Below are 23,370 nucleotides of genomic sequence, written 5' to 3'. Positions count from 1 at the left end.
ACGTTGAAAAGCCGATTTTTCTATGCGTAGAATGGCCGCCCGTGTTGTTAAAATAAAGAAACATTATGCAAGCCACCATCACTCCCACTCTCGATGCCGAAGCGGAAGCGCCACCCGTAAACTCACGCAATAAGGTCATTGTTGCGTCACTCATTGGCACCGCGATCGAATTTTTCGATTTTTATATCTATGCCACCGCCGCGGTGCTGATTTTCCCGCACATTTTCTTCCCGCAAGGCGATCCGACTGCCGCGACGCTACAGTCACTGGCAACCTTTGCGATTGCCTTTGTGGCTCGCCCTATTGGTTCTGCGGTATTCGGTCACTTTGGCGACCGCGTCGGGCGTAAAGTCACCCTGGTCGCCTCTCTGCTGACCATGGGGATTTCAACCGTTCTGATTGGGCTGTTACCGACCTACGAAACCATTGGTATTTTTGCACCGATTCTGCTGGCACTGGCACGCTTCGGCCAGGGGCTGGGGCTGGGCGGCGAATGGGGCGGCGCGGCACTGCTGGCGACCGAAAATGCCCCGTCCAATAAACGTGCACTGTATGGGTCGTTCCCCCAGCTCGGCGCACCAATTGGCTTCTTCTTCGCTAACGGCACCTTCCTGCTATTGTCCTGGCTGCTGACGGAAGAACAGTTCATGAACTGGGGCTGGCGCGTGCCGTTCATCGCGTCCGCTGTGCTGGTGCTGGTTGGCCTGTATGTTCGTATCTCTCTGCATGAAGCCCCCGTCTTTACCAAAGCGGTCAAAGCCGGTAAGCAGGTACGCATGCCGCTAGGCACGCTGCTCAGCAAACATATGAAAGTGACAATTCTTGGCACCTTTATCATGCTGGCGACCTACACGCTGTTCTACATCATGACCGTATATTCCATGACGTATGGCACAGCGCCCGTGCCGAAAGGGCTTGGTTTCTCGCGCAACAGCTTCCTGTTGATGCTGATGATCGCAGTGATCGGCTTTGGTCTGATGGTGCCGATAGCAGGCTATTTGGCGGATGCCTTTGGTCGCCGTAAAACCATGATTACTATCACCTGTCTCATGATCGTCTTCGCGATGCTGTTCCCTTATATGCTCGGCTCAGGTAATCAGGCGTTGGTGATGGGCTTTCTGGTACTAGGTCTGAGCCTTATGGGGCTGACGTTCGGCCCGATGGGTGCATTGCTGCCAGAACTGTTCCCGACGGAAGTGCGCTACACTGGTGCGTCATTCTCCTATAACGTCTCGTCGATTCTGGGCGCATCAGTCGCTCCCTATATCGCAGCGTGGCTGACGGCTAACTATGGCCTGTTCTACGTCGGTGTTTATCTGGCGGCCATGGCGTCGCTGACGCTGATTGCACTGCTGGCGACAAAAGAAACGCGCCACCAATCTCTGGGTTAAGTCACCGCACAAAAAAAGAACCGCCAACATTTCCGGCGGTTCTTTTTTATCTCACATCACGGCATATCTTACTTATCAACAGGAATGACCGCGCCTTTGTATTTCTCACGGATGAAATCCTGAATCGGTTTAGAGTGCAGTACCTTCACCAGAGCCACAATATCAGGCTTGTTTTCATCGCCTTTACGCACAGTGATGATATTGGCATACGGGTTATTTTTACCGCTTTCTACCGCGATAGGATCTTGGGTCGGGTTCAGACCCGCATCGATGGCGTAGTTGGCATTAATCACCACCGCATCGCCTTCGTCGTTATTGTACATCTGCGGCAGCAGCGCACCTTCGACGTTAGCCAGGAATTTCAGTTTTTTCGGGTTTTCCACGACGTCAGAGATACGCGCATTAACCTTGTTGATACCGGGTTTTAGCTTAATCACGCCTTCACGTTCAAAAATGGAAAGAATACGCCCTTCTTCCGCCACGGCATCACGCATGATAATGCGGCCGCCTTCGGGCAGATCTTTCAGGCTTTTGTATTTTTTGGAGTAGATGCCGATTGGCTCAATGTGAATGGCCCCCGCGCTGACAAAATTATAGCTCTTATCTTTCGCGTGATCTTTCAATACTGATTCCAGATACGGGATGTGCTGGAAGTAGTTAGCATCGATATCCTTGCTGGCAAGCGCGGTATTCGGCAGGATGTAGTCTTGGAATCGTTTGATTTCCAAATCGATCCCTTCTTTTTTCAGAATCGGCTTCGCCACTTCCAGAATCTCGGCGTGAGGTACATTGGATGCCCCAACCACCAGCTTGGTATCCGCTGCGGCACCGAACGACGCCAGCGCGGTCAGCGAGGCGAAAGCCATCATCATAAGCTGCTTTTTCATCATCATTCTTCCTGTTATTAACGTTTATCGAGTGTGGTAGTAATGAGGTCGCCGATAAACTGGATGACAAACACAATCACAAGGATCGTCAGTGTCGCAACCAGCGTCACGTCGCCGTGGTTTCGTTGAAAGCCTTCCAGATAGGCCAAATTCCCCAACCCGCCCGCACCGATCACACCAGCCATCGCGGTATAGCTGACCAGCGCAATCAGCGTGACGGTAATACCAGAAACCAATGCAGGGGAGGATTCCGGTAATAAAACACGAAAGATTAGCGTGTGGGTTTTTGCCCCCATTGAACGCGCCGCTTCAATCACGCCTTTATCCACTTCACGCAGGCCAATTTCGACCAGACGCGCGTAAAACGGTGCAGCACCGACGATCAACGCAGGCAGTGCTGCATTCGCGCCCAAAATGGTGCCGACCAGCGTTTTGGTAAACGGAATCAGCAACACAATCAAAATAATGAACGGGATAGAACGGAAGATATTCACCAACGCGGAAATCAGCAGATAAACCGGCCGATTCTGAAGCAACTGCCCTTTGGACGTCAGGAAGAGCAGAACACCCAAAATGATCCCCAGAATCAGCGTCGCTACGCCAGCAACGCCGGTCATGTATAGCGTTTCCCACGTGGCATCCAGCAGTTGTTCAATGTTCAGGTGAGGGAATAAAGACTCAAGCATGTTTAATCACCTCAACGGCGATGGCACGCTCTTGTAGGAAAGCCAGCACGCGCGTTGTTTCCTGTTCATTGCCGTCAACATGGATATACAATTCGCCAAACGTTCCGTTCAGCGTGTGGCTGATTTGACCGTGCAAAATATTGATCGTCAGGTTATAGGTTTGAATCACCTCAGAAATAACCGCCTGTTGGGTTTGCTGACCGATGAACGTCAGTTTAAGCACGGCTCCTGACAGATGTTCCGTCAACTGTGGATTAAAGCTTTCGGTTGTTGCCTGATACTGCCCTACCTGCTTCACAAACTGGCGAGTAATCGCCTGCTGTGGGCGAACAAACACATCCAGTACCGACCCCTCTTCAACAATCCGACCGCTTTCCATCACGGCCACCCGATGACAGATTTTACGCACCACATACATTTCGTGCGTAATGAGCACAATGGTAAGGTTCAGCTTACGATTGATATCCAACAGTAATTCGAGGATCGCGTCTGTCGTTTGCGGATCCAGCGCCGAGGTCGCTTCATCACACAACAGTACGCTAGGGTTGTTCGCCAGCGCACGGGCAATCCCAACCCGTTGCTTCTGACCACCGCTGAGTTGCGAAGGATAAGCGTGTTCCCGCCCTTCCAGCCCCACCAGCGTGATCAAGTCGGCCACGCGTTGTGTGACTTCAGCTTTTGGCGCGCCCGCAATTTGTAGAGCAAAGGCGATATTCTGGCTGACCGTACGCGACCACAGCAGATTGAAGTGCTGGAAGATCATGCTAATTTTCAACCGCGCACGGCGCAGCGCTTCACCGCTGGCACGGGCGATATCAAATCCATTAACCACGATGCTGCCGCTGGTTGGCGTTTCCAACCCATTCAGTAAGCGAATCAGCGTACTTTTCCCCGCCCCGCTGTAGCCGATAATGCCGTAAATTTGCCCCTGTTCGACGGTGAGGTTCACATCATCCACAGCGACAATACGCCCGTGTGTACTATCGAAAGTCTTGCCTACGTTCGAAAGAACGATCATAACGAAACGAATCCTTATACATCTTGCTGCTTTTTCCGATGATCTCACTCGGTTTAGGAAACAATTCGAGATCGTCAGCGCAGCTATTTATGGCTATACGACTGTATCCTAGCGGGACTTTATATAGGCAGGAAGAATGCATAACACATTAGATATTCAATTTGATTATATATAAAAATTTGACGCTTGCCCATAACCATCACGCCGCCGTAAGCAAGATTCCATGCTGACAACATCGCTTACGTATCCGCACCTGTCTCACCCTCTGCACGACACGTGACTTGTGGTATCCTCGCCAACATTAGTCACAAAAATTCGCTTACGACATATGAAAATCGGTCTGTTTTACGGCTCAAGCACCTGTTACACCGAAATGGCAGCAGAAAAAATTCGCGACATGTTGGGCGAAGAACTGGTGGATCTGCACAACATTAAAGATGTCGCCCCTCAACGTATGGAAGACTACAGTACGCTGATTCTTGGCATCCCAACCTGGGATTTCGGTGAGATTCAGGAAGACTGGGAGAACATCTGGGGTCAACTAGCGACGCTGAATCTCAAAGGCAAAGTGGTCGCGCTCTACGGTATGGGCGACCAGCTTGGCTATAGTGAATGGTTCCTGGATGCGCTGGGCATGCTGCACGAACAACTGCTGCCGCTCGGTGTCACATTTATTGGCTACTGGCCAATAGAGGGCTACGACTTCACCAGCCCGAAACCACTGACCGCCGATGGCAAACATTTTGTCGGGCTGGCGCTAGACGAAGTGAACCAATACGACCTCAGCGATGAACGACTGGAACAGTGGTGCGAACAGATCCTGCAAGAGATGGCATCACTGCTGTAAACGGTACGCGTCAACAGGAGTCAACACGATGAAAAGGTTACTCATAGCGGTCACAGGCTTGTTGCTTGCGGGTTGCGCGCAAACAGGCACAGAGGAATACGCCAGAAATTTGGGTGGGAAATGCGATGTGCCGCAATATTACGACATCGATTTCCCAAGGTTTGATGAGACCGCGCAGCAAATCGCCCACGCGACAGGCTGTGGCATTATCGGCGATACCTCGCTGATCGGTGCGATTAAACCACATCCCGTTAAAGGCTATCTGACAAGGCGGGAAGCGGTGTTTATGGCAATTCAGGGGACGTCGCTGAAGGTGACCAAACAGGAACCGGATACGGTTACCGTTGAATAAAACGCCCACGGATACCTTTGCAACAGGTATCCGTGAAGATTGACGTGGCTTAGCGCTTTTGTAACCAGCGGGTTCGCGCAGCGGTATCCAGAAAACTCCACGCCACAAAGCGGCTTTGCTTCTGGCCTTGTGCCATATCTATCGTTCTGACCTTTTCCGCGTCAACCGCTTCCAGCGCACGATAAATCTCCGGCAGGTTCTCTTTGCGCGATACCAGCGACGTAAACCACAGGCACTGACGGGCAAAACCGGCGCTCTCTTTGATCATCTGGCCAATGAAAGCTGACTCGCCGCCCTCACACCACAGCTCATCCTGCTGGCCGCCAAAATTCAGCGGTGAGCGTTTATCTAGCCCCAAATTATGCAATTTACGCTGCGATCCCTGGCGGGCATCTTCAGCGGAGGCATGGAACGGCGGATTACACATCACGGCATCAAACGTATCGTTCTTGTGAATAATGCCTGCCAGTATCGCTTTGCTATTTTTCTGACGACGCAGGCGAATCGACCGATTCAAACCGGGATTCGCTTCAATCGTTTCATTGGCCGCTTTCATCGCCAGCGGGTTAATCTCGCTGCCGGTAAAACGCCAGCCGTACTCACGGTGTCCAATCAGCGGATAGACGCAGTTAGCACCGCAACCGACATCCAGTACGGATGCATCACGCGGCACCACCGAGCGGTTATCTTCCGCCAGTAAATCGGCCAGATGGTGGATATAATCAGCACGACCGGGGATCGGTGGGCACAGAAAACCGTCAGGAATCGTCCAGTGTTCAATCTGATAAAAATGCTGCAACAACGCCTGATTCAGCGTTTTCACCGCCTCGGGATTGGCAAAGTCCACTGACTCGTCGCCGTAGGCATTCACCTTCACAAACGGGATCAGGGCAGGATAGCTCTGTTTGAGCGCGGGAAAATCATAACGGTCGCGATGGCGATTACGAGGATGCAGACCACTTTTTTGCACTGCGGGCTTAGTCATCAGTTATACCCAATAAATTTCAAGGCACGGCCAGTCGATGGCCGAATAAGAACGTTTCCCCAAATAACGCGGAGAAAAAGAAAGGAAAGCCGACATTCCCGTGACGGGAACAGCCGATATCCATCCTCACGAAGCGGCGTAAGATACCTGCTGCGATTATTTCCGTAAATCACCGTGGTGATGTTTCTACACACTGGGCGTGATACCCACGCCAAAACGCGCCGTTATCTCGCCCAATGTTTCTGCTGTAAGAGAAGTTGGCGCAAATGGCGCCATTCGTCATCGCCCATGCTGTCTGATGCCAGCCACAGCTGCTGCTTGTCTTTAGCGTTAACCGCCTGCAATGACAGCAACACGCCATTCTTCAGCAGCCACGGTCGCTTAACGATTTGCCACTCCTGCTGCCGCCAGTTCAGGGTCGTTTCGCTGAGCAGAGTAATACACCCTTGCCGCGATTTGATATTCCTTTGGCTGCGAATAAAACCAAACATCACCATGGTAACAAGACAGAGCCACAGCCACGCATAGCCGTCCGGCCACGGTGCCAGCAGAATGAGCAATACGAGCAGGCCATGCACCACTAACGACAGCAGTTGCATGCGCCAGGAGACGCGAAGGTCACATTGCCACTGGGCCACGATCTTTATTTCGCGTCTGAATAAGGGAAATCATGCGTTTCAGCTCTCCGTCTTCCGGCTCACCGTGGTTCATCAGCCAGTTGAATAAATCAGGGTCGTCGCTTTGTAACAAACGTACAAACGTGTGCTTATCACCGTCATTAAGTGTGTCATAGTCATGCTCAAAAAACGGCATGATGGCGATATCCAGTTCGCGCATACCACGGCGGCATGCCCAATGAATACGTGATTTATTATCGATTTCCATATTTCATGTCCACCTTGTTATCGCTGCTTGCCGCTAGTGTACTCCGATTCCGGTAGCGGACATCAACTAATAGTAACATTTTGACATAACTTACTGACATGCACCGCGCCCAGTGCGCTCATCAGCGTCAGGATGTGCTATGTCATAACGCCGCGCGAATAACCACTTGCAAACCCTGAGCGCTCTTTTACCATTAGGCCATTCGGGTATCGCCCTTAGCGCAGGATTGTACTATATGGTTAATCAACATACGGCTCATCAACGCCCTTTTGCCTCACAGCCCCCCTTTGCTTCTGCCCAGCTCGCCGCCACACTCATCTCACTGGATGACTGGGCGCTAGCCACGCTGATCGGGCCGGATACCGTCAAATATCTTCAGGGACAGGTCACCGCGGATGTCAGCGCCCTGGCTGACGATCGGCACATCCTTTGCGCCCACTGCGACGCGAAAGGAAAAATGTGGAGCAACCTGCGTCTGTTCCATCACGGCGAGGGGTTTGCTTTCATTGAGCGCCGTAATCTACGCGATGCCCAGCTTAGCGAACTGAAAAAATACGCCGTTTTTTCGAAAACCACCATCGCACCAGACGACAACGCTGTACTGCTGGGCGCGGCAGGAGCGGGTATCCGCGAGCTGCTGGCTTCAGTATTTAACCAACTCCCCGATGCCGAACACCCTGTCGTGCAACTCGAAGGGGTCACCTTACTGCATTTCACGCATCCCGCAGAGCGTTTCTTGCTGGTGCTGTCTCCAGAGCAAAGCGCTGCGCTGCTTGAACAGCTCGGCGATAAAGTCAGCCTGAATGACAGCCGCCAATGGCTAACGTTAGATATTGAGGCCGGTCAGCCCATCATTGACAGCGCAAACAGTGCGCAGTTCATCCCGCAAGCGACTAATTTACAGGCATTAAATGGAATTAGCTTCAGCAAAGGGTGCTATACCGGTCAGGAAATGGTTGCCCGGGCAAAATATCGCGGTGCGAACAAGCGAGCACTCTACTGGCTGGCGGGTAAAGCAAATCAGGTGCCTCAAGCGGGGGACGATCTCGAACTGCAACTCGGCGAGAACTGGCGTCGTACCGGTACAGTGTTGGCCGCTAGCCAATTGCAGAACGGCGATGTTTGGGTTCAGGCGGTATTGAATAACGATCTGAACGCAGAGAACCTTCTGCGCGTACGTGAAGATGCCGAAAGCCAACTCACAGTTCAGCCTCTGCCGTATGAAATAACGGATTAATCTGACGAGTAACATCGCGCATGAGCCAGTTAAGCTCATGCGCGTTATGCTGGATTAAATATAAAGATAAATCGCCAGAAAGTGGCAAACGCTGCCGCCTAAAACAAACCCGTGCCAAATCGCATGATTGTAGGGAATACGCTTGCTAGCGTAGAAAATCACCCCCAGCGTATACACCACGCCGCCCACCGCTAACAGCGTCACACTCCCCGCAGACAGTTTCATCACCATCTGATAAATCACCACTAACGACAGCCAGCCCATCACCAGATAGGTAATCAACGACAGCACTTCAAAACGATGGGCAAACGCCAGTTTGAAAAGCACGCCCAACAGCGCCATGCTCCAGATGACGACCATCAAGCCGTGCGCGAGCGGTGAATCCAGCCCTACCAGTAAAAATGGCGTGTAGGTTCCGGCAATTAACAGATAGATGGCGCAGTGGTCGAATTTTTTCAACCACGGTTTAATTCGCTGAGAAGGGATGGCGTGATACAGCGTCGAGGCCAAAAATAGCAGGATAATGCTGCCGCCATAGAGGCTGTAGCTAGCAATCGCTACGCTCCCGGCATCGTTATTGACCGCCTGTACCAGCAGCAAAACCAGGCCAACAATCCCGAAAATCACGCCGATTCCATGGCTGATGCTATTCGCAATTTCCTCTGCCAGAGAGTACTCCGGCTTATGTACACTGTTTGACATCAATAAATTCCGCAGTATTTCGCAAAAAGAGTGTTCTGACGTTATCTGCCCCGCCTTTCGCGCTTTTGAGCGGATGGCACGGGCGTAGGTGTTTAACCTTTGAGCAGATTAACTGAGAATAGTTTCAGTGTACACGTGTAAGCTAAAATAATTATCCTCACGCCTTCTTCCCGTTTTCTCTGACTTAACGTGCAATCATACATGTCAATCTCAGGCAACATCCCCTACAATGACCGACTTCGATATCTCCCTGTATTTTGAAGGGCTCTGCCGTTCTTATCGGTTATTCGCGTTAACGGTCATCCGGTTCTAACGCCCGCAGTGCCTTCCTCTGGTCTTATTGCATAACATTGTCATGCACGATGTTGTCACGCATCATTTTCACTGCAAGAGGTACGCTTTTCATGTCATCTTCCCCATCTACTCTGAATTTCGGTTCCATGACCGATGTGTTCGGCTTTCTGATAGAAATCGATAAATTAAAAAGCGTACAGCGCCGCACCAAGATTATCGCCAGCGAGCGCCACGAAGATTCTGCCGAACACAGCTGGCATTTTGCCGTCGCTGCGATGGCGTTGGCGCCTTACGCGGGTGAAGGCGTGGATATTCAGCGCGTAATCCAAATGGCGCTGATTCACGATATCGTCGAAATCGATGCAGGCGATGTGATCGTTTACGATCTTTCCGCACGTCTTGCGATTCACGATCAAGAAGTCGCTGCCGCGGCCCGTATTTTCGGCCTGTTGCCAGAGCCACAGCGTCAGCAATTCCACGATCTGTGGGAAGAATACGAAGCCAATGAAACCCCCAGCGCCCAGTTCGCTCTGGTGCTCGATCGCGTCATGCCGATGCTGATGAATCTGTACAACGGTGGCCAAAGCTGGGTAGAGAACGGCATCCGTCTGGAACAGGTTCTCGACCGCGCCGAATTCATCGCCACGATTAACCCAGAATTGTGGCACTACCTGAAGCAGCATCTGGAAGACGCCAAAGCCAAGGGCTGGTTGCTATAATTCGGTTTTCCCGATAAACGCCCGTCGCCGGGCATTCGCGTCAGGAGAGAGTGGGGTCTTTAAAAACAATCGCAAATAACCTGGGTTTGTCGGTGGCGGCAGTATCGCGCTCACCTTTACTGTGATCTCCACCTTTGCGCTGCCATCGTCATCCAACACGGCAAGTATGCGTTCTCAGGCTGCGCATTAACGCGATCTCACCCCGTTGAGTCAATATCAACGGGGGGAGATGCTGTTATTTAACGTCTCTTAACGCGGTTTTATCTACATAAGGCTCCATGATGCCGTCCGCTTCTTTTTGTGCAGCGGCAGCGGCATCATCGACCTTTTTCGCCGGATCGTTTAGCAGCGCCGCCAGTTGATTTTCCATCGCTTTGCGTACCGCGACCGTTTCATAGGTGGCATACCACGGATGAGCATATTGCAACTGCGACAAGGCAATGGCTGCACGCGGATCTTTCGCCAGATAGTCTTTCATTTCCGGCAGATCGTAGGCCGCCATACGCGGTGCAAAGTAGCCGGTAAAACGGCTCCAGCTTCCGCTGACTTCCGGGCTGACCAGATAGTTCATAAACTGCCAGGCCGCTTTCTTCTGCTCCTCGGAAATCCCTTTGAAGCTCACCAGACTCGCCCCGCCGATGGTCACACCACGACGCTCTTTTTCCGGCATCATCGCCACGCCAAGCTGGAAATCTTTGGTGTTTTCACGCATAAAGCCCAGCGCCCCCGTGCTCAGCATCGCCATACCCAGCTTGCCGGAGAAAAACGCGGCGCTGATTTGCTTGGAATTCAGCACACCAGCGGGCATTGCTTTATCGCGGTATACCAGATCGCGCCAAAACTGGAGCGCGCCTTTGGTCGATGCGGTGTTGTAATACACTTCACCCGGATAATCGGCATTATAATACGCTCCGCCGTTGGCACGCGTCAGCGCAGACAGCATCCAGCCGCCGTAGTCATCGTTCGTGGACGGGATCATGATGCCCCATTGCCCTTTCGCCGGATCGGTCAGTTTCTTCGCGACCGCTGCTACCTCATCCCAGTTTTTTGGCGGTTCGTTAAAACCCGCCTTCTTCAGCATGTCTTCGTTGTAATAGAGGATCGGCGTCGAGTTGTGGAACGGGATCGCATAGGTCACCCCCATCACCTGCGCGTTCTGATGCAGCGCAGGCCAGAAGTTTTTCGTCAGGAAAGGCGTGGCTTTTTCATTGCCGTATTTGAACAGCTCGTCCATCGGCAGGATTTCATCTTTGATGACCAGATCGGCGGTGAAGTTGGCCGACATAATCACCAGTGCTGGCGGATCGCCCGCTTTGGCAGCGGCTTCCGCTTTTACTTTTGTCGTATCGTAATTGCCGGTGAAGATCCCACGCACCTCAACCTGATCCTGCGATTGGTTGTACTCTTTGATGATGCGCGTCATTTCCATCGTCAGCTTGCCATCCACCGGCGCGGGGAACATGAAATCGATATTTTCTTTTGCCAGCGCCGAGCCAGACATCAGCAAGGCTACCGCCAGCGCCATCATACGAGGCTTACGCATTTCTTTTCTCCTGGGATAAATTACGGGCGGTTTGCCCGGAAAACCAATGACAATCCTGCGGTGAAAAATGAAGATCAACAGGCGCACCGATATCCGGCACGCCATCGCGATTTGGCCGACGGTAGCGGATATTGCCCAGCGGCGTTTCCACATGAAGCAGATACTCTGCGCCAAACAGCTCCCGCTGCTTCACCGTTCCCGGCAATGACCACTCGCCGTCTGACGCGGCGTGTTCGGTAATATGCTCAGGGCGAATCCCCAGCAGCACGCTGGTTAATGACCGTGCTTCTTCGCTGGCGGGCAGCGCCACGGGCAATGCCTGTAGAAGCGCATGGCCGTCGGTACAGGGCAGCGTTAGCATGTTCATCGCGGGCGTGCCGATAAATCCGGCAACAAAGACGTTAGCCGGATGAGAGTACAGCTGTTCCGGTGTACCGACCTGTTGCAGCACGCCGCGATCCAGCACGGCGATCCTATCCGCCATCGTCATCGCCTCGATCTGATCGTGCGTGACGTAAACCGTGGTCGTTTTCAACTGACGATGCAGATCCATAATGCCGTCCCGCACGTCGCTACGCAGGCGAGCATCCAGATTCGACAGCGGTTCATCCATCAGAAACAAATGTGGATCGCGCACGATCGCCCGCGCCATCGCCACGCGTTGACGCTGACCGCCGGACAGTTTTCCCGGTTTGCGTTTGAGTAGTGGATCAAGCTGAAGCAGACTGGCAACACGCTGCACCCGCTGTGGATAGTCCGCTTTCGGCTCACCGCGCATCCGCATCCCAAAAGTGATGTTCTGCTCGACAGTCAGGTGTGGAAACAGTGCATAGTTCTGGAAGATCATCGAGAAATTGCGCTGCTTTGGGCTCCATGTCGTGATGTCATCCTCACCCAGCAGGATCTGTCCGTCACTCACGTCTTCCAGACCAGCCAGCATACGCAGCAGCGTACTCTTGCCGCAGCCGGACGGCCCAACCAGTACCAGAAATTCGCCATCGGCGATATCCAAGGATAGCGATGCCAGCGCCTGCGTGTGCTCAAAGTGTTTACTGATATTACGTAGCTGAATCACGGCCATTACGCATCCACCGGGCAACTGATTCGAGGGTCATAGAGATAAGGGCCGGGGTAAGACGCAATCGACTGGCAATAGCTCACCAGTCCGGTCACCGGCACATAGCGATGCATCACCACGCTGGCAGGCTCCAGGTTGTAGTACAGCGCATCGTCTTCGTAAAAATACGGAACCTGATGGACGGTTCCCGGTACGGTGGCAATAATCGCCTGCCGATACTGCGTCATGATCAGACGATGCGTATGCCCGCAAAATACGCGCGTGAGTTGCGGGAAACGTTCGATCAGCATCAACAGTTCATGTCCGTTTTCGCAGGCGATACGATCCATCTGTGCCGACCCCAGCGGCAGCGGCGGGTGGTGCATGAAGATCGCCGTTTCACGCGTCGAGTGATCCTGCAATTGCTGCTCCAACCAGCCCAGCGTGGACGGCGTCAACCAACCTTTTGATTGCCCTGTCAGACTGGTGTCGATGAACAACAGGCGCATCGGAAAATCATCCACCGCATAGCGGATATTTTCCGGGTCATCACCCAGTTGCGGACACAGCGGGCGCATCGCATTGAGAAAATGCTGCTTGTCATCATGATTACCTGGGATCACGTACAACGGGTAATCCAACATCTGTAACACGCGCTGTGCTACCTGATACTCCTGTGGACGCCCGCAGTTAACGATATCACCGCTAATCACGACGGCATCTGGCCGCTCACGCAGCGCGTTTAACTGGTTGATGACTTCCGCATTTTCCCCGTTAATATCAATAAATTCATAAAGCTTGCGTCCCTCACTGCGAAAATGCAGATCGGAAATTTGTGCCAGCAACATAACCACCACCTTTACCGTTATTTCGCCCGTTGGCGAACGCCGATTGTTTAAGGAGCGAGATACATGGAGCGTATCGCTCCTGATAAATAGAATTAAGTCACCCGCATAGCCTAATGCCGAGCGCTTAAGCATCGAGATACACGGGGCGATCACAGGGGTGAGCCCTCCCCGCGGGAACCTCCCCCTGTGTTTCCCCTAACAACGGGCTTAAGTAACCCGTATGGCCTTATCAGCGATTCACTTAATGCCCGAGAAACCGAAGCTGCTCAGGAACTGCTTCTGGAATACGACAAAGGCCACCATCAGCGGCAGGCACACCAGTAGCGTGCCCGCGCAGATCAATCCCCACTGCCCGCCGGACTCTGCACCCATCGCGAACGATACCAACCCGATGGTCAGCACCTGTTTGTCCGGGTCGTTGAGCACCATCAGCGGCCAGAGGTATTCATTCCAGTGATAGGTAATGCTGACCGTAGCGAAGGCCAGGATCGACGGCCAGGTCATCGGAATCAGGACGTGAAACACCACCTGCCACCAACGGCAACCTTCCATCAAGGCGGCTTCTTCGATCTCTTTCGCAATATTGAGAAACGCCTGACGCATCAGGAACACGCCAAACGCCGAGGCGAAATACGGCATCATCACGCCGGTCAGGGTATTGAGCAGACCGAGCTGTTTGAGCGTCATCATGTTCGGTACCATCATGACGACGGGCATGATCATCATTTGAATCAGCAGCAGGTAGAACAGCAGCGTTTTGCCGCGGAACTCGTGATAGGCAAAGATGTAGCCCGCCGTGGTGATCGTCACCAGTTGTACCAGAAAGGTGCCAACCGCAAAGAAAAGCGTATTGGTGTAAAGCCGTAACCAGTCGGCACTGTCCCACGCATCGCGGAAGTTATCGAATGTCAATGGGAGACGCGGCAACAGCGAGGCCATATCCACGCCAAAGCTACGGGCACTGACAGAGGAAGACAGCATCCAAATAAACGGACTGATCCACAGTAACGCGGCGCAAATCAGCAGCAGCGGCAGCGTGAAGCGTGTTGTGATGCGCAGCGGATGGCGGTTGGCAATGCTGCGATTTGCAACATGCCGAACGTTAACGTTTAAGTTCTCAACATGCGGGTGATCAACGCTCATAATGCGCCCCTTTCTCCAGCACTTTCAGATTCATAATGGAAAAGGCGAACAGCATCGCCAGCGTCAGGAAAGTGGCCGCAGAGGCTTTACCCAGATCGTGCGTGTCATTGGCCAGATCCTGGATGTAATAGAGCAGCACGGTCGTCGCATTATTCGGCCCGCCGCGCGTCATCACAGCAACATGGTCGATCTGGGTAATGGCGTAGATAAAAGCGATGGTGACCACAAAAGCGATGGTTGGGCGCAGCAGCGGCAGTGTGACGTAGAAAAACACCTGACGCCGGGAAGCCCCTTCCATCAGCGCCGCCTCGCGTGCGGAAGCAGAAACGGCTTGCAGACCCGCGAGAAAAAAAAGCATGTAGTATCCCGCGAATTTCCAGATGCCGATAACGCTCACCGCCACCAGCGCGCTGTCGCTCATGCCGAGGTAGTTGTTGTTCATCGGACCGAACACTTTAGCCAGGTAGTAATCCAGCAGCCCCAGCCCCGGCATAAAAATGAACAACCACAGCGTCGCGGCACTCACCAGCGGAATAATCATCGGAAAGAAGAAAGCGGTACGCAGCCAGCGGTTAACGCGCGTGTTTTCCCACAGCAGCACCGCCAGTAACAGTGCCAGCAGCACACCGGGTACGACCGTCATCAGGATATACAGCACGTTGTTCAGCAAGGCTTGCCAGAACACCGTGTCCTGCACCAGACGCACAAAGTTATCCATACCGACGAACAGCGGAGTGTCGGCATTCAGCCGCGTGTCATACAGGCTGTCGATGACCGAACGCAGCAGAGGGAAATAAGTGAAGGCAAGCAAAAAAACCAGCGTCGGCAACAGCACAAGATAGGGAAAACATTTTGCACGCATAACTCAAGGGTCGCTCAGTGTGAAATACAGAGGCCTTACCCTAGAACGCTAGCGTGTCACTGGGGCGTCAGTTTAATGACAGTTTGTTTTCGGATAGGGAAAATATGCCTGCGAATGATTTCGCAGGCCCAGAATGAATTCTGCCAGCGCAGTTGAAAACAGCATGATGGTACTACTCGTTCGTCATCAGTGCCGACGGCTCATTCAGTCCGCATACGTTGAAAGAACAATGCATGCTTCTACAGATTAGCCACACCACCGTCGACCAACAGTTCCGTTCCAACCACAAAGCGGGACTCGTCAGAAGCGAGAAAAACCGCCGCTTTCGCCAGTTCCCAAGGGGTTCCCATACGGCCAATCGGCACCAGTTGTCGAATTTGCTCCTGCATGGCGGATTGCTGTTCGGGAGAAAGACCTAATTTATCCAGTGCAGGGGTTTCAGTCGGACCCGGACTCAAGCCGTTAACCCGAATGCCGCGCGTCACCAGTTCCGCCGATAGCGTGCGCACCAGTGAGAGTAATCCTGCTTTACTCGCGGCGTAGGCGCTGCTTTGCGGTAGGCCGATATGGGCGCTGGTTGATCCACACAAAATCACCGATGCCGGGTTGTTCAGCAGCGGCAGCAGTGCCTGAACCAGAAAGAATGGCCCCTTAAGGTTAGTCGCCATAAGCCGATCCCAGGCTGACTCGTCCCAACTTTCCAGCGGACGATGGGTGACATCGCCAGCATTGGCATACAGCACGTCCAGACGCGGCCAGTGCTGCGTCAGCGTCTGTGCCAGATCGTGCTGGGCACGGATATCTCCAGCGTCGCAACGGATCGCCAGCGTGGAATGGCCCAACTCAGCCTGCGCACGTGCCAACGTTTTCTCATCGCGTCCAGTGATGGCGACCGTCGCCCCTTCGGCCAGAAACTGACGTGCGGTTTCTATCCCAATACCGCTGGTGCCCCCGGTGATCAAAGCAAACTTATCTTGCAGTCGTTTCATCATGATGTGTCCTGTCGTGTTGCTTGAAAAACGGCAGTATTTCATCAATAGTATACTTTTGTAAGTAGGCACCAATTGGATACTAAAGAGGGTATTGGAACCTTATGTCTGTTCACGGCCCAGTAGCAAACACGTCCCCTTCCTCACCATCTGACATTGCAGAACCGTGCCCAATGGTGAATTTCGTCAACCTCATCGCGGGAAAATGGGCGATTCCCATACTGTACCGCCTGATAGTGATCGGCGAGCCCGTGCGTTTCAGTGCATTACAACGCGCTATCGCCCCCATCACTCAGAAGGAACTGACACGACAACTGCGCCTGTTCGAGCAGCGCAAACTGGTGAAGCGCAAGGTGTATGCCGAAGTGCCGCCGCGCGTGGAGTACCAGATCACCCCGTTGGGCAAATCGCTCCAACCAACGCTGGATTCACTGGCAGACTGGATGAGAACACATGGTAAGACATTGGCTGATGATGACTAAAGTCGATGTGCCTCAGCGCAGCAGGTTATTAGAGGCTAGTAATGGAAAGGAAGAATTAAAATCAGTCAATTAAGCCTCCCCTGAGTAGAGGAGGCTGGAAAAGATAATGAATAACCACACCGCTGATTCAACGCCCAGCGTGATTAACTACGCATAGTCGCTCATCGGTACACACGAACAGAATAGGTTACGATCGCCGTAGACATCGTCCAGACGCTTCACGCTCGGCCAATATTTGTGTTCGCTGCCAACCGGGAATACCGCCAGCTCACGGCTGTACGGATGTGTCCAATCGGCCACCAGCTCCGCCTGCGTATGCGGCGCGTTCACCAGCGGGTTGTCGTCCAGCGGCCATTCGCCCTGCGCAACGCGATTGATTTCGGCACGGATCGCCAGCATCGCATCGATAAAACGATCGATCTCTACCTGACTTTCCGATTCCGTTGGCTCCACCATCAACGTACCCGCGACCGGGAACGACATGGTCGGCGCATGGAAACCGTAGTCGATCAGACGTTTGGCGATATCCATCTCGCTAATCCCCGTGCTTTCCTTAAGTGGACGGATATCCAGAATGCACTCGTGCGCCACGCGACCGTCACGGCCGGTGTAGAGCACCGGATAGGCCTGCTGCAAGCGCGTCGCGATGTAGTTAGCATTCAGGATCGCCATCTGGCTAGCCTGTTTCAGCCCTTCCGCTCCCATCATGCGAATGTACATCCAGCTAATCGGCAGAATAGAAGCGCTGCCGAACGGTGCCGCAGAGACTGCGCCCTGCTCCGTCAGTACACCCTCGATTTTTACCACCTGATGCCCCGGCACAAACGGTGCCAGATGTGCTTTCACGCCAATCGGCCCCATGCCCGGTCCGCCACCGCCGTGCGGAATACAAAAGGTTTTATGCAGGTTCAGGTGCGATACATCAGCGCCAATGTAACCCGGCGTGGTAATGCCAACCTGTGCATTCATGTTCGCGCCATCCAGATACACCTGACCGCCGTATTGATGCACGATCTGGCACACTTCGCGGATCGTCTCTTCATAGACGCCGTGGGTGGATGGATAGGTCACCATAATGCAGGAAAGCTGTTCGCCCGCCGCCTGCGATTTCTCACGCAGATCGTGCAGATCGATATTGCCCTGCTTGTCACAGGCGACCACCACCACGTCCATCCCCGCCATCTGCGCCGATGCGGGATTAGTACCGTGGGCGGAGCTAGGAATCAGACAGAGATTACGGCCAGCTTCATTGCGGCTTTCATGATAGCGACGGATCGCCAGTAGCCCCGCATACTCGCCCTGTGCGCCCGAATTGGGCTGCATGCAAATCTCATCATAGCCCGTCAGTTGTACCAGCCAGCCGGAGAGCTGTTCGATCATCTGGCGATAGCCCAGTGCCTGTTCCAGCGGGCAGAATGGATGCAGTTCGGCAAATTCCGGCCAGGTAATCGGCAGCATTTCCGCTGCCGCGTTGAGCTTCATGGTGCAGGAACCGAGCGGGATCATCGCCTGATTGAGCGCCAGATCCTTACGCGCCAGACGGTGCAAGTAGCGCATCATTTCAGTTTCGCTGTGATAGCGATTGAAAACCGGATGCGACAGGATCGCATCGTGGCGCAACAGAGCAGGCGGGATCGTCGCAGCCTGCTGAGCAACGGCCGCATCAAGCGCGTCAATATCCAGCCCATGATCGTCACCTAACAGCACGGCGAACAGCGCCAGCACATCTTCACGCGTGGTTGCTTCATCCAGCGTGATGCCCACAGCACTTGCTAAATCGCCTCTGAGGTTGATGCCAAAACTTAATGCCCGGCTCAGTACCGCGTCCTTATCCGTAACCTCAATGGTCAGCGTGTCAAACCAGCTGCGATGGCGCAGCAGCAACCCGCCCTGCGTTAATCCTGCCGCCAGAATATCGGTCAGACGATGGATGCGCCCTGCAATACGTTTGAGCCCTTCCGGCCCGTGGAATACCGCATACATCCCCGCAATGTTGGCCAGCAACACCTGCGAAGTACAAATATTGGAGTTCGCCTTCTCGCGACGAATATGCTGTTCACGCGTCTGCATCGCCATACGCAGCGCGGTGTTGCCTGCCGCATCGCGCGACACGCCGATGATACGGCCCGGCATGGCACGTTTATGTTCATCACGACAGGCGAAGAACGCCGCGTGTGGCCCGCCGTAGCCCATCGGCACGCCAAAGCGCTGTGCAGAACCGAAGACAATATCCGCCCCCTGCTTGCCCGGCGCGGTCAGCAGTACCAGCGCCATGATATCCGACGCCACGCAGGTGACGACCTTACGTGCTTTCAGTGCCGCCATCAGGTCGCTGTAATCGTGCAGTTCGCCCGTCGTCCCTGCCTGTTGCAACAACACGCCAAACACCGCATCGTCTTTCAGCGCATCTTCCGCCTTACCGACAACAATTTCAAAACCGAAGGTTTCCGCACGAGTACGCACCACATCCAGCGTTTGCGGATGCACATCGTCGGCAACAAAGAAACGTTCGGCCTGTTTGAGTTTACTGATACGTTTTGCCATCGCCATCGCTTCCGCTGCGGCAGTGGCTTCATCCAGCAGCGACGCGGAGGCCAGATCCAATCCGGTTAGATCCTGTGTAACCTGCTGGAAATTCAGTAGCGCTTCCAGCCGTCCCTGAGAGACTTCGGGCTGGTACGGCGTATAGGCGGTGTACCAGCCTGGGTTTTCCAGCACGTTACGTAAAATCACTGGCGGCATCAGCACCGCGCTATAGCCCATGCCGATGTAGCTTTTATAACGTTGATTGCGTCCTGCAATGACCTTCAACTCAGCTAACGCCTCATGCTCGGTCACGGCTTCCCCCACCGCTGGCGGGCTAGGCAGTTGAATGTCCGCCGGGACAATCTGGCGGATCAGTGCTTCCAGCGACGTCGCCCCCACCACCGACAGCATGTGCTGCTGCTGGCTGACGGAGGGGCCGATATGGCGCTCGATAAACGCGCCGTCATATTCGAGTTGACTGAGTGTCTGGGTCATTACAGTAATTTCCTGCATCAATCGTGCCTGCATCAATCGTGATAGCTGCCGCGCCAAAATATGACGCGGGCGCATAAAACAACACGCCCCAGCATAGAGGCTAGGGCGCGATAACTACTCGTCTTCTTCTAGTGATGCCTGATAGCCTTCGGCATCAAGCAATTCATCCAAATCAGACTCATCAGAAATTCTGATGCGGAACAGCCAGCCGTCGGTATAAGGTGCGCTGTTGACCAGCTCAGGGGAACCTTCCAAATCCTCGTTAACTTCTACGATCTCACCGCTGATGGGCGCATAAATATCCGACGCGGCTTTTACCGACTCCGCCACCGCGCAATCATCGCCTGCGGCGACGACCGTACCCACTTCCGGTAAATCGATAAACACCATGTCACCCAGGAGCTCCTGCGCGTGCTCGGTAATGCCCACGCTGTAGATACCGCCGCCCTCATGCAGCACCCATTCGTGCGACGTGGTGTATTTTAATTCTGTTGGTACGTTGCTCATTGCATCCCCTTTCCTAAAGTCATTAATCCTATGCGCTTATCTTTACAGGCAAGCGGCTATTAATACTGAACGATGGCTTTTCCGGCACGGACAAAACCGGGTTTGGTCACATGGACAGGCAGTTCGCGGTTACGAATCTGCACTATCGCCTGTTCACCAATCCCCAGCGGAACACGCGCCAGCGCGATACTGACGCCAAGCGTCGGCGAGAACGATCCGCTGGTGATCACCCCTTCGCACACCACGCCATCACTATCAGTAAAGCGCACAGGTAAATCATTGCGCAATACGCCTTTTTCCGTCAGCACCAAACCAACCAGTTGCTCGGTGCCTTTTTCACGCTGATGCGTTAATGCCTCACGCCCGATAAACTCACGATCCTCCGGCTGCCAGGCGATTGTCCAGCCCATATTGGCCGCCAGCGGCGAAATGCCCTCATCCATATCCTGACCGTACAGGTTCATCCCCGCTTCCAGCCGCAACGTATCGCGTGCGCCCAGCCCACATGGCTTCACACCAACCGCCAGCAGTTGTTGCCAGAAATCGACCACCTGCTCATTCGGCAGCGCGATTTCATAACCCGCTTCACCCGTATAACCCGTCGTGGCGACGAAGAAGTCGCCCGCCTGCTTGCCAAAAAACGGCTTCATGCTGGCAACCGCTGCCACGTCGGTATCACTCAGGCCTTTTGCCTTCAGGATTTCTTGAACTTTTTCCTGCGCCTGCGGACCTTGCACCGCAACCAGCGCCAGATCGTCGCGCTCGCGGATTTCAACCCCGAACGGTGCGGCATGCTGCCCGATCCAGGCGAGATCTTTTCCACGCGTTGCGGAGTTCACCACCAGTCGGAAATCGTTTTCTGTGAGAAAATAAACGATCAGATCATCGATCACACCACCGGAAGCATTCAGCATGCCGGTATACAGCGCTTTGCCCGGTTGTGTGAGTTTGGCGACATCATTCGCCAGCAGATAACGCAGGAATTCACGCGTTCTCGCACCGTGCAAATCGACGATGGTCATGTGGGAGACATCAAAAATGCCAGCGTCCCGACGCACAATGTGGTGTTCGTCCAGTTGGGAGCCGTAGTGCAGTGGCATCATCCAACCATGAAAGTCCACCATTTTGGCACCATCGGCCAGATGTTGTTGGTACAACGGGGTCTGCTTTGCCATTCCTCATCCCTCTTCAGCGCATGGCGTTCAGGTGATAAAACACACTGCGCAAACGATATCTTCTGACTGAACTTACCACCGAAGCACAGGTTAAACCACACCCTTAGCCATAAGATAAATTATATATAAAGCGAAGAAAGCCGGACCACTCACAAAAAATAAAGCAGCGTAATATGCTTAATAATTGATTAAATTAAGCACGTAAATTATTTAATTGCGCAGATAAAACAGATTAATGGCATTAAAACTGGATAACTAAGGTAATGCCACCTAAATAAAAAATCCATTCAGATTAGATAATGTAATGATAAAAACAGGCTTAAATTAGATTTTTTCAATCAAAACCCAACAGCGAACCCCAGCCTTACTCCCGCCGTTATGCTGCCATCATCACGATTCTGTGAGCCACTTCTCAGGCGTCTTTACCTTAGTGCCAGCGTACAAGGTGTACATGGCAGCAAACAGAAGGCACTCATAGCACATTTTATCCATACTAATAACAGGGAATTGTGCGGTATGTATTTTTCGCTTTATCAAAATCAAACGTTATGAGGAGAGAAATAATGGCTAACAGAATGATTCTTAATGAAACATCCTATTTTGGCGCGGGCGCTGTCGCTCAGATTGTCGATGAAGTGAAGCGGCGGGGGTTCAAGAAAGCCCTGTTGGTGACGGACAAAGACTTGGTGAAATTTGGCGTCGTTGCCAAGGTGACGGAAAAGCTGGATACGGCAGGGTTGCCCTACGATATTTACGATGAGGTGATTCCCAATCCCACCATCTCCGTGGTGGAAAGGGGCGTCGAACGTTTCAAGTCATCGCAGGCGGATTACCTGATCGCGATTGGCGGCGGCTCACCGCAGGACACCTGTAAAGCCATCGGGATTATTATCAATAACCCTGAATTCACCGATGTTCGCAGCCTCGAAGGCGTTGCCGCCACCCGACGCCCCGCCGTGCCGATTATCGCGATCCCGACCACCTCCGGCACAGCCGCAGAAGTCACCATTAACTACGTCATCACAGACGAAGAAAAACGCCGCAAATTCGTGTGTGTCGATCCGCATGACATTCCGATTGTCGCCATCGTCGATCCCGATATGATGATGAGCATGCCTGCCTCGCTGAAAGCCGCCACGGGGATTGACGCCCTGACGCACGCCATTGAAGGTTTCACCACCAAAGCTGCCTGGGAACTGACCGATACGCTGCACCTGAAGGCCATTGAAATAATCAGCCGTTCACTGCGCGATTCCGTCGCCGGGAAGCCGAAAAGCGTGGAAGAGATGGCGCTGGGACAATACATTGCCGGTATGGGATTCTCGAACGTTGGGCTTGGGCTGGTTCACGGCATGGCGCATCCGCTCGGTGCGTTCTACAACACGCCACACGGCGTCGCTAACGCGATCCTGCTGCCGCATATCATGGCCTACAACGCCGATTACACGGGTGAAAAATTCCGGGATATCGCCGTTGCGATGGGGGTAAAAGGTGCGGCAGACATGCCGATTGCTCAGGCGCGGGAAGCGGCGATTCACGCGGTTCGGCAACTGTCTCACGATGTGGATATTCCACCGAGACTGCGCGATGTTGGGGTGAGAGAAGAGGACATTCCCGCGCTGGCGCAGGCCGCCTTTGACGATGTCTGCACTGGCGGTAACCCACGCGATACGAACATCAACGACATTAAAGCGCTGTATCAGTCTATTTATTAAGGGGTTACAAATTTTTATTTGCGCA

General features: G+C 53.4%; 23 protein-coding genes. 7 read left to right on the top strand and 16 right to left on the bottom strand.

Going from position 1 to position 23,370, the window contains the following annotated elements:
* The first annotated feature begins 65 nt into the window (after window positions 1–65).
* A complete protein-coding gene (locus AACH44_RS03435; RefSeq protein ID WP_261847163.1) occupies window positions 66–1,391 on the top strand; it encodes an MFS transporter in 1,326 nt (441 codons plus the stop codon).
* A gap of 68 nt (window positions 1,392–1,459) precedes the next feature.
* Here the strand turns inward: AACH44_RS03435 and AACH44_RS03430 are convergent, their stop codons facing one another.
* From AACH44_RS03430 to AACH44_RS03420, 3 genes are read right to left on the bottom strand one after another with little or no spacing between them, the layout of a single operon-like run.
* Entirely contained in the window at window positions 1,460–2,278 is an 819-nt protein-coding gene (locus AACH44_RS03430) for a MetQ/NlpA family ABC transporter substrate-binding protein (RefSeq protein WP_261847162.1), read from the bottom strand.
* Between the two features lie 17 nt (window positions 2,279–2,295).
* A complete protein-coding gene (locus AACH44_RS03425; RefSeq protein ID WP_261847161.1) occupies window positions 2,296–2,964 on the bottom strand; it encodes a methionine ABC transporter permease in 669 nt (222 codons plus the stop codon).
* Complete coding sequence (locus AACH44_RS03420; RefSeq protein WP_261847160.1) at window positions 2,957–3,982, bottom strand: methionine ABC transporter ATP-binding protein; 1,026 nt, start codon at window positions 3,980–3,982, stop codon at window positions 2,957–2,959. The genes AACH44_RS03425 and AACH44_RS03420 overlap by 8 nt, the downstream gene beginning before the upstream one ends.
* 328 nt (window positions 3,983–4,310) lie before the next feature.
* On the opposite strand from AACH44_RS03420, the gene fldB reads away from it, so the two are divergent.
* Window positions 4,311–4,829 carry a flavodoxin FldB gene (gene fldB, locus AACH44_RS03415; RefSeq protein WP_261847159.1) on the top strand — a complete coding sequence of 173 codons (519 nt, stop codon included), beginning with the start codon at window positions 4,311–4,313 and terminating at the stop codon, window positions 4,827–4,829.
* 28 nt (window positions 4,830–4,857) lie between these two features.
* Entirely contained in the window at window positions 4,858–5,181 is a 324-nt protein-coding gene (locus AACH44_RS03410) for a hypothetical protein (RefSeq protein ID WP_261847158.1), read from the top strand.
* 49 nt (window positions 5,182–5,230) lie between these two features.
* On the opposite strand, the gene rlmF is transcribed toward AACH44_RS03410, so the two are convergent.
* The 3 genes from rlmF to sdhE form a co-directional block, all read right to left on the bottom strand.
* Window positions 5,231–6,166: a 23S rRNA (adenine(1618)-N(6))-methyltransferase RlmF gene (gene rlmF, locus AACH44_RS03405; RefSeq protein WP_261847157.1), complete on the bottom strand. Its 936-nt coding sequence runs from the start codon at window positions 6,164–6,166 to the stop codon at window positions 5,231–5,233.
* 224 nt (window positions 6,167–6,390) lie between these two features.
* On the bottom strand, window positions 6,391–6,804 hold the full coding sequence (locus AACH44_RS03400; protein ID WP_137740960.1) for a protein YgfX: 414 nt from the start codon (window positions 6,802–6,804) through the stop codon (window positions 6,391–6,393).
* Window positions 6,785–7,051 (bottom strand): FAD assembly factor SdhE, encoded by a 267-nt coding sequence (sdhE, locus tag AACH44_RS03395; RefSeq protein ID WP_261847156.1) that lies wholly within the window; start codon window positions 7,049–7,051, stop codon window positions 6,785–6,787. The genes AACH44_RS03400 and sdhE overlap by 20 nt, the downstream gene beginning before the upstream one ends.
* Before the next feature lie 235 nt (window positions 7,052–7,286).
* On the opposite strand from sdhE, the gene ygfZ reads away from it, so the two are divergent.
* Complete coding sequence (gene ygfZ, locus AACH44_RS03390; RefSeq protein WP_261847155.1) at window positions 7,287–8,288, top strand: tRNA-modifying protein YgfZ; 1,002 nt, start codon at window positions 7,287–7,289, stop codon at window positions 8,286–8,288.
* A 54-nt stretch (window positions 8,289–8,342) separates the two neighbouring features.
* Here ygfZ and trhA read toward each other — a convergent pair whose 3' ends face one another.
* On the bottom strand, window positions 8,343–8,990 hold the full coding sequence (trhA, locus tag AACH44_RS03385; protein ID WP_261847154.1) for a PAQR family membrane homeostasis protein TrhA: 648 nt from the start codon (window positions 8,988–8,990) through the stop codon (window positions 8,343–8,345).
* A gap of 404 nt (window positions 8,991–9,394) precedes the next feature.
* On the opposite strand from trhA, the gene AACH44_RS03380 reads away from it, so the two are divergent.
* A complete protein-coding gene (locus AACH44_RS03380) occupies window positions 9,395–10,003 on the top strand; it encodes an HD domain-containing protein (protein WP_261847153.1) in 609 nt (202 codons plus the stop codon).
* Window positions 10,004–10,238: 235 nt separating this feature from the next.
* Here AACH44_RS03380 and AACH44_RS03375 read toward each other — a convergent pair whose 3' ends face one another.
* The 6 genes from AACH44_RS03375 to AACH44_RS03350 all read right to left on the bottom strand — a co-directional run bounded on the left by AACH44_RS03375 (window position 10,239) and on the right by AACH44_RS03350 (window position 16,445).
* On the bottom strand, window positions 10,239–11,546 hold the full coding sequence (locus AACH44_RS03375; protein WP_261847152.1) for an ABC transporter substrate-binding protein: 1,308 nt from the start codon (window positions 11,544–11,546) through the stop codon (window positions 10,239–10,241).
* Window positions 11,539–12,627: an ABC transporter ATP-binding protein gene (locus AACH44_RS03370; RefSeq protein ID WP_261847151.1), complete on the bottom strand. Its 1,089-nt coding sequence runs from the start codon at window positions 12,625–12,627 to the stop codon at window positions 11,539–11,541. The genes AACH44_RS03375 and AACH44_RS03370 overlap by 8 nt, the downstream gene beginning before the upstream one ends.
* Window positions 12,627–13,451 (bottom strand): phosphodiesterase, encoded by an 825-nt coding sequence (locus AACH44_RS03365; protein ID WP_261847150.1) that lies wholly within the window; start codon window positions 13,449–13,451, stop codon window positions 12,627–12,629. The genes AACH44_RS03370 and AACH44_RS03365 overlap by 1 nt, the downstream gene beginning before the upstream one ends.
* Window positions 13,452–13,688: 237 nt before the next feature.
* On the bottom strand, window positions 13,689–14,594 hold the full coding sequence (locus tag AACH44_RS03360) for a carbohydrate ABC transporter permease (protein WP_261847149.1): 906 nt from the start codon (window positions 14,592–14,594) through the stop codon (window positions 13,689–13,691).
* Complete coding sequence (locus AACH44_RS03355) at window positions 14,584–15,456, bottom strand: carbohydrate ABC transporter permease (RefSeq protein ID WP_261847148.1); 873 nt, start codon at window positions 15,454–15,456, stop codon at window positions 14,584–14,586. The genes AACH44_RS03360 and AACH44_RS03355 overlap by 11 nt, the downstream gene beginning before the upstream one ends.
* Window positions 15,457–15,695: 239 nt before the next feature.
* Window positions 15,696–16,445, bottom strand: a complete 750-nt coding sequence (locus tag AACH44_RS03350) for an SDR family oxidoreductase (protein WP_261847320.1) — start codon at window positions 16,443–16,445, stop codon at window positions 15,696–15,698.
* Window positions 16,446–16,549: 104 nt separating this feature from the next.
* Here AACH44_RS03350 and AACH44_RS03345 point away from each other — a divergent pair, with 104 nt between their 5' ends.
* A complete protein-coding gene (locus tag AACH44_RS03345; RefSeq protein WP_261847147.1) occupies window positions 16,550–16,927 on the top strand; it encodes a winged helix-turn-helix transcriptional regulator in 378 nt (125 codons plus the stop codon).
* 147 nt (window positions 16,928–17,074) lie between these two features.
* Here the strand turns inward: AACH44_RS03345 and gcvP are convergent, their stop codons facing one another.
* From gcvP to gcvT, 3 genes are all read right to left on the bottom strand, one after another.
* Entirely contained in the window at window positions 17,075–19,948 is a 2,874-nt protein-coding gene (gene gcvP, locus AACH44_RS03340) for an aminomethyl-transferring glycine dehydrogenase (protein WP_261847146.1), read from the bottom strand.
* Window positions 19,949–20,062: 114 nt separating this feature from the next.
* On the bottom strand, window positions 20,063–20,455 hold the full coding sequence (gene gcvH / locus AACH44_RS03335) for a glycine cleavage system protein GcvH (protein WP_261847145.1): 393 nt from the start codon (window positions 20,453–20,455) through the stop codon (window positions 20,063–20,065).
* Between the two features lie 59 nt (window positions 20,456–20,514).
* Window positions 20,515–21,630: a glycine cleavage system aminomethyltransferase GcvT gene (gene gcvT, locus AACH44_RS03330; protein ID WP_261847144.1), complete on the bottom strand. Its 1,116-nt coding sequence runs from the start codon at window positions 21,628–21,630 to the stop codon at window positions 20,515–20,517.
* Between the two features lie 563 nt (window positions 21,631–22,193).
* Between gcvT and fucO the strand changes: the two genes are divergently transcribed.
* Entirely contained in the window at window positions 22,194–23,345 is a 1,152-nt protein-coding gene (gene fucO / locus AACH44_RS03325; protein ID WP_261847143.1) for a lactaldehyde reductase, read from the top strand.
* Window positions 23,346–23,370 lie beyond the last annotated feature (25 nt).

The organism is Pectobacterium araliae (assembly GCF_037076465.1).
GTDB classification, from domain to species: domain Bacteria; phylum Pseudomonadota; class Gammaproteobacteria; order Enterobacterales; family Enterobacteriaceae; genus Pectobacterium; species Pectobacterium araliae.
Note: the sequence above shows the minus strand (reverse complement) of the source record. Positions and strands in the feature narration are given on the sequence as shown.

Coding starts and splice junctions, on each gene's coding strand:
- AACH44_RS03435 (WP_261847163.1), top strand. CDS start 66: ATGCAAGCCACCATCACTCCCACTCTCGATGCCGAAGCGGAAGCGCCA.
- AACH44_RS03430 (WP_261847162.1), bottom strand. CDS start 2,278: ATGAAAAAGCAGCTTATGATGATGGCTTTCGCCTCGCTGACCGCGCTG.
- AACH44_RS03425 (WP_261847161.1), bottom strand. CDS start 2,964: ATGCTTGAGTCTTTATTCCCTCACCTGAACATTGAACAACTGCTGGAT.
- AACH44_RS03420 (WP_261847160.1), bottom strand. CDS start 3,982: ATGATCGTTCTTTCGAACGTAGGCAAGACTTTCGATAGTACACACGGG.
- fldB (WP_261847159.1), top strand. CDS start 4,311: ATGAAAATCGGTCTGTTTTACGGCTCAAGCACCTGTTACACCGAAATG.
- AACH44_RS03410 (WP_261847158.1), top strand. CDS start 4,858: ATGAAAAGGTTACTCATAGCGGTCACAGGCTTGTTGCTTGCGGGTTGC.
- rlmF (WP_261847157.1), bottom strand. CDS start 6,166: ATGACTAAGCCCGCAGTGCAAAAAAGTGGTCTGCATCCTCGTAATCGC.
- sdhE (WP_261847156.1), bottom strand. CDS start 7,051: ATGGAAATCGATAATAAATCACGTATTCATTGGGCATGCCGCCGTGGT.
- ygfZ (WP_261847155.1), top strand. CDS start 7,287: ATGGTTAATCAACATACGGCTCATCAACGCCCTTTTGCCTCACAGCCC.
- trhA (WP_261847154.1), bottom strand. CDS start 8,990: ATGTCAAACAGTGTACATAAGCCGGAGTACTCTCTGGCAGAGGAAATT.
- AACH44_RS03380 (WP_261847153.1), top strand. CDS start 9,395: ATGTCATCTTCCCCATCTACTCTGAATTTCGGTTCCATGACCGATGTG.
- AACH44_RS03375 (WP_261847152.1), bottom strand. CDS start 11,546: ATGCGTAAGCCTCGTATGATGGCGCTGGCGGTAGCCTTGCTGATGTCT.
- AACH44_RS03370 (WP_261847151.1), bottom strand. CDS start 12,627: ATGGCCGTGATTCAGCTACGTAATATCAGTAAACACTTTGAGCACACG.
- AACH44_RS03365 (WP_261847150.1), bottom strand. CDS start 13,451: ATGTTGCTGGCACAAATTTCCGATCTGCATTTTCGCAGTGAGGGACGC.
- AACH44_RS03360 (WP_261847149.1), bottom strand. CDS start 14,594: ATGAGCGTTGATCACCCGCATGTTGAGAACTTAAACGTTAACGTTCGG.
- AACH44_RS03355 (WP_261847148.1), bottom strand. CDS start 15,456: ATGCGTGCAAAATGTTTTCCCTATCTTGTGCTGTTGCCGACGCTGGTT.
- AACH44_RS03350 (WP_261847320.1), bottom strand. CDS start 16,445: ATGAAACGACTGCAAGATAAGTTTGCTTTGATCACCGGGGGCACCAGC.
- AACH44_RS03345 (WP_261847147.1), top strand. CDS start 16,550: ATGTCTGTTCACGGCCCAGTAGCAAACACGTCCCCTTCCTCACCATCT.
- gcvP (WP_261847146.1), bottom strand. CDS start 19,948: ATGACCCAGACACTCAGTCAACTCGAATATGACGGCGCGTTTATCGAG.
- gcvH (WP_261847145.1), bottom strand. CDS start 20,455: ATGAGCAACGTACCAACAGAATTAAAATACACCACGTCGCACGAATGG.
- gcvT (WP_261847144.1), bottom strand. CDS start 21,630: ATGGCAAAGCAGACCCCGTTGTACCAACAACATCTGGCCGATGGTGCC.
- fucO (WP_261847143.1), top strand. CDS start 22,194: ATGGCTAACAGAATGATTCTTAATGAAACATCCTATTTTGGCGCGGGC.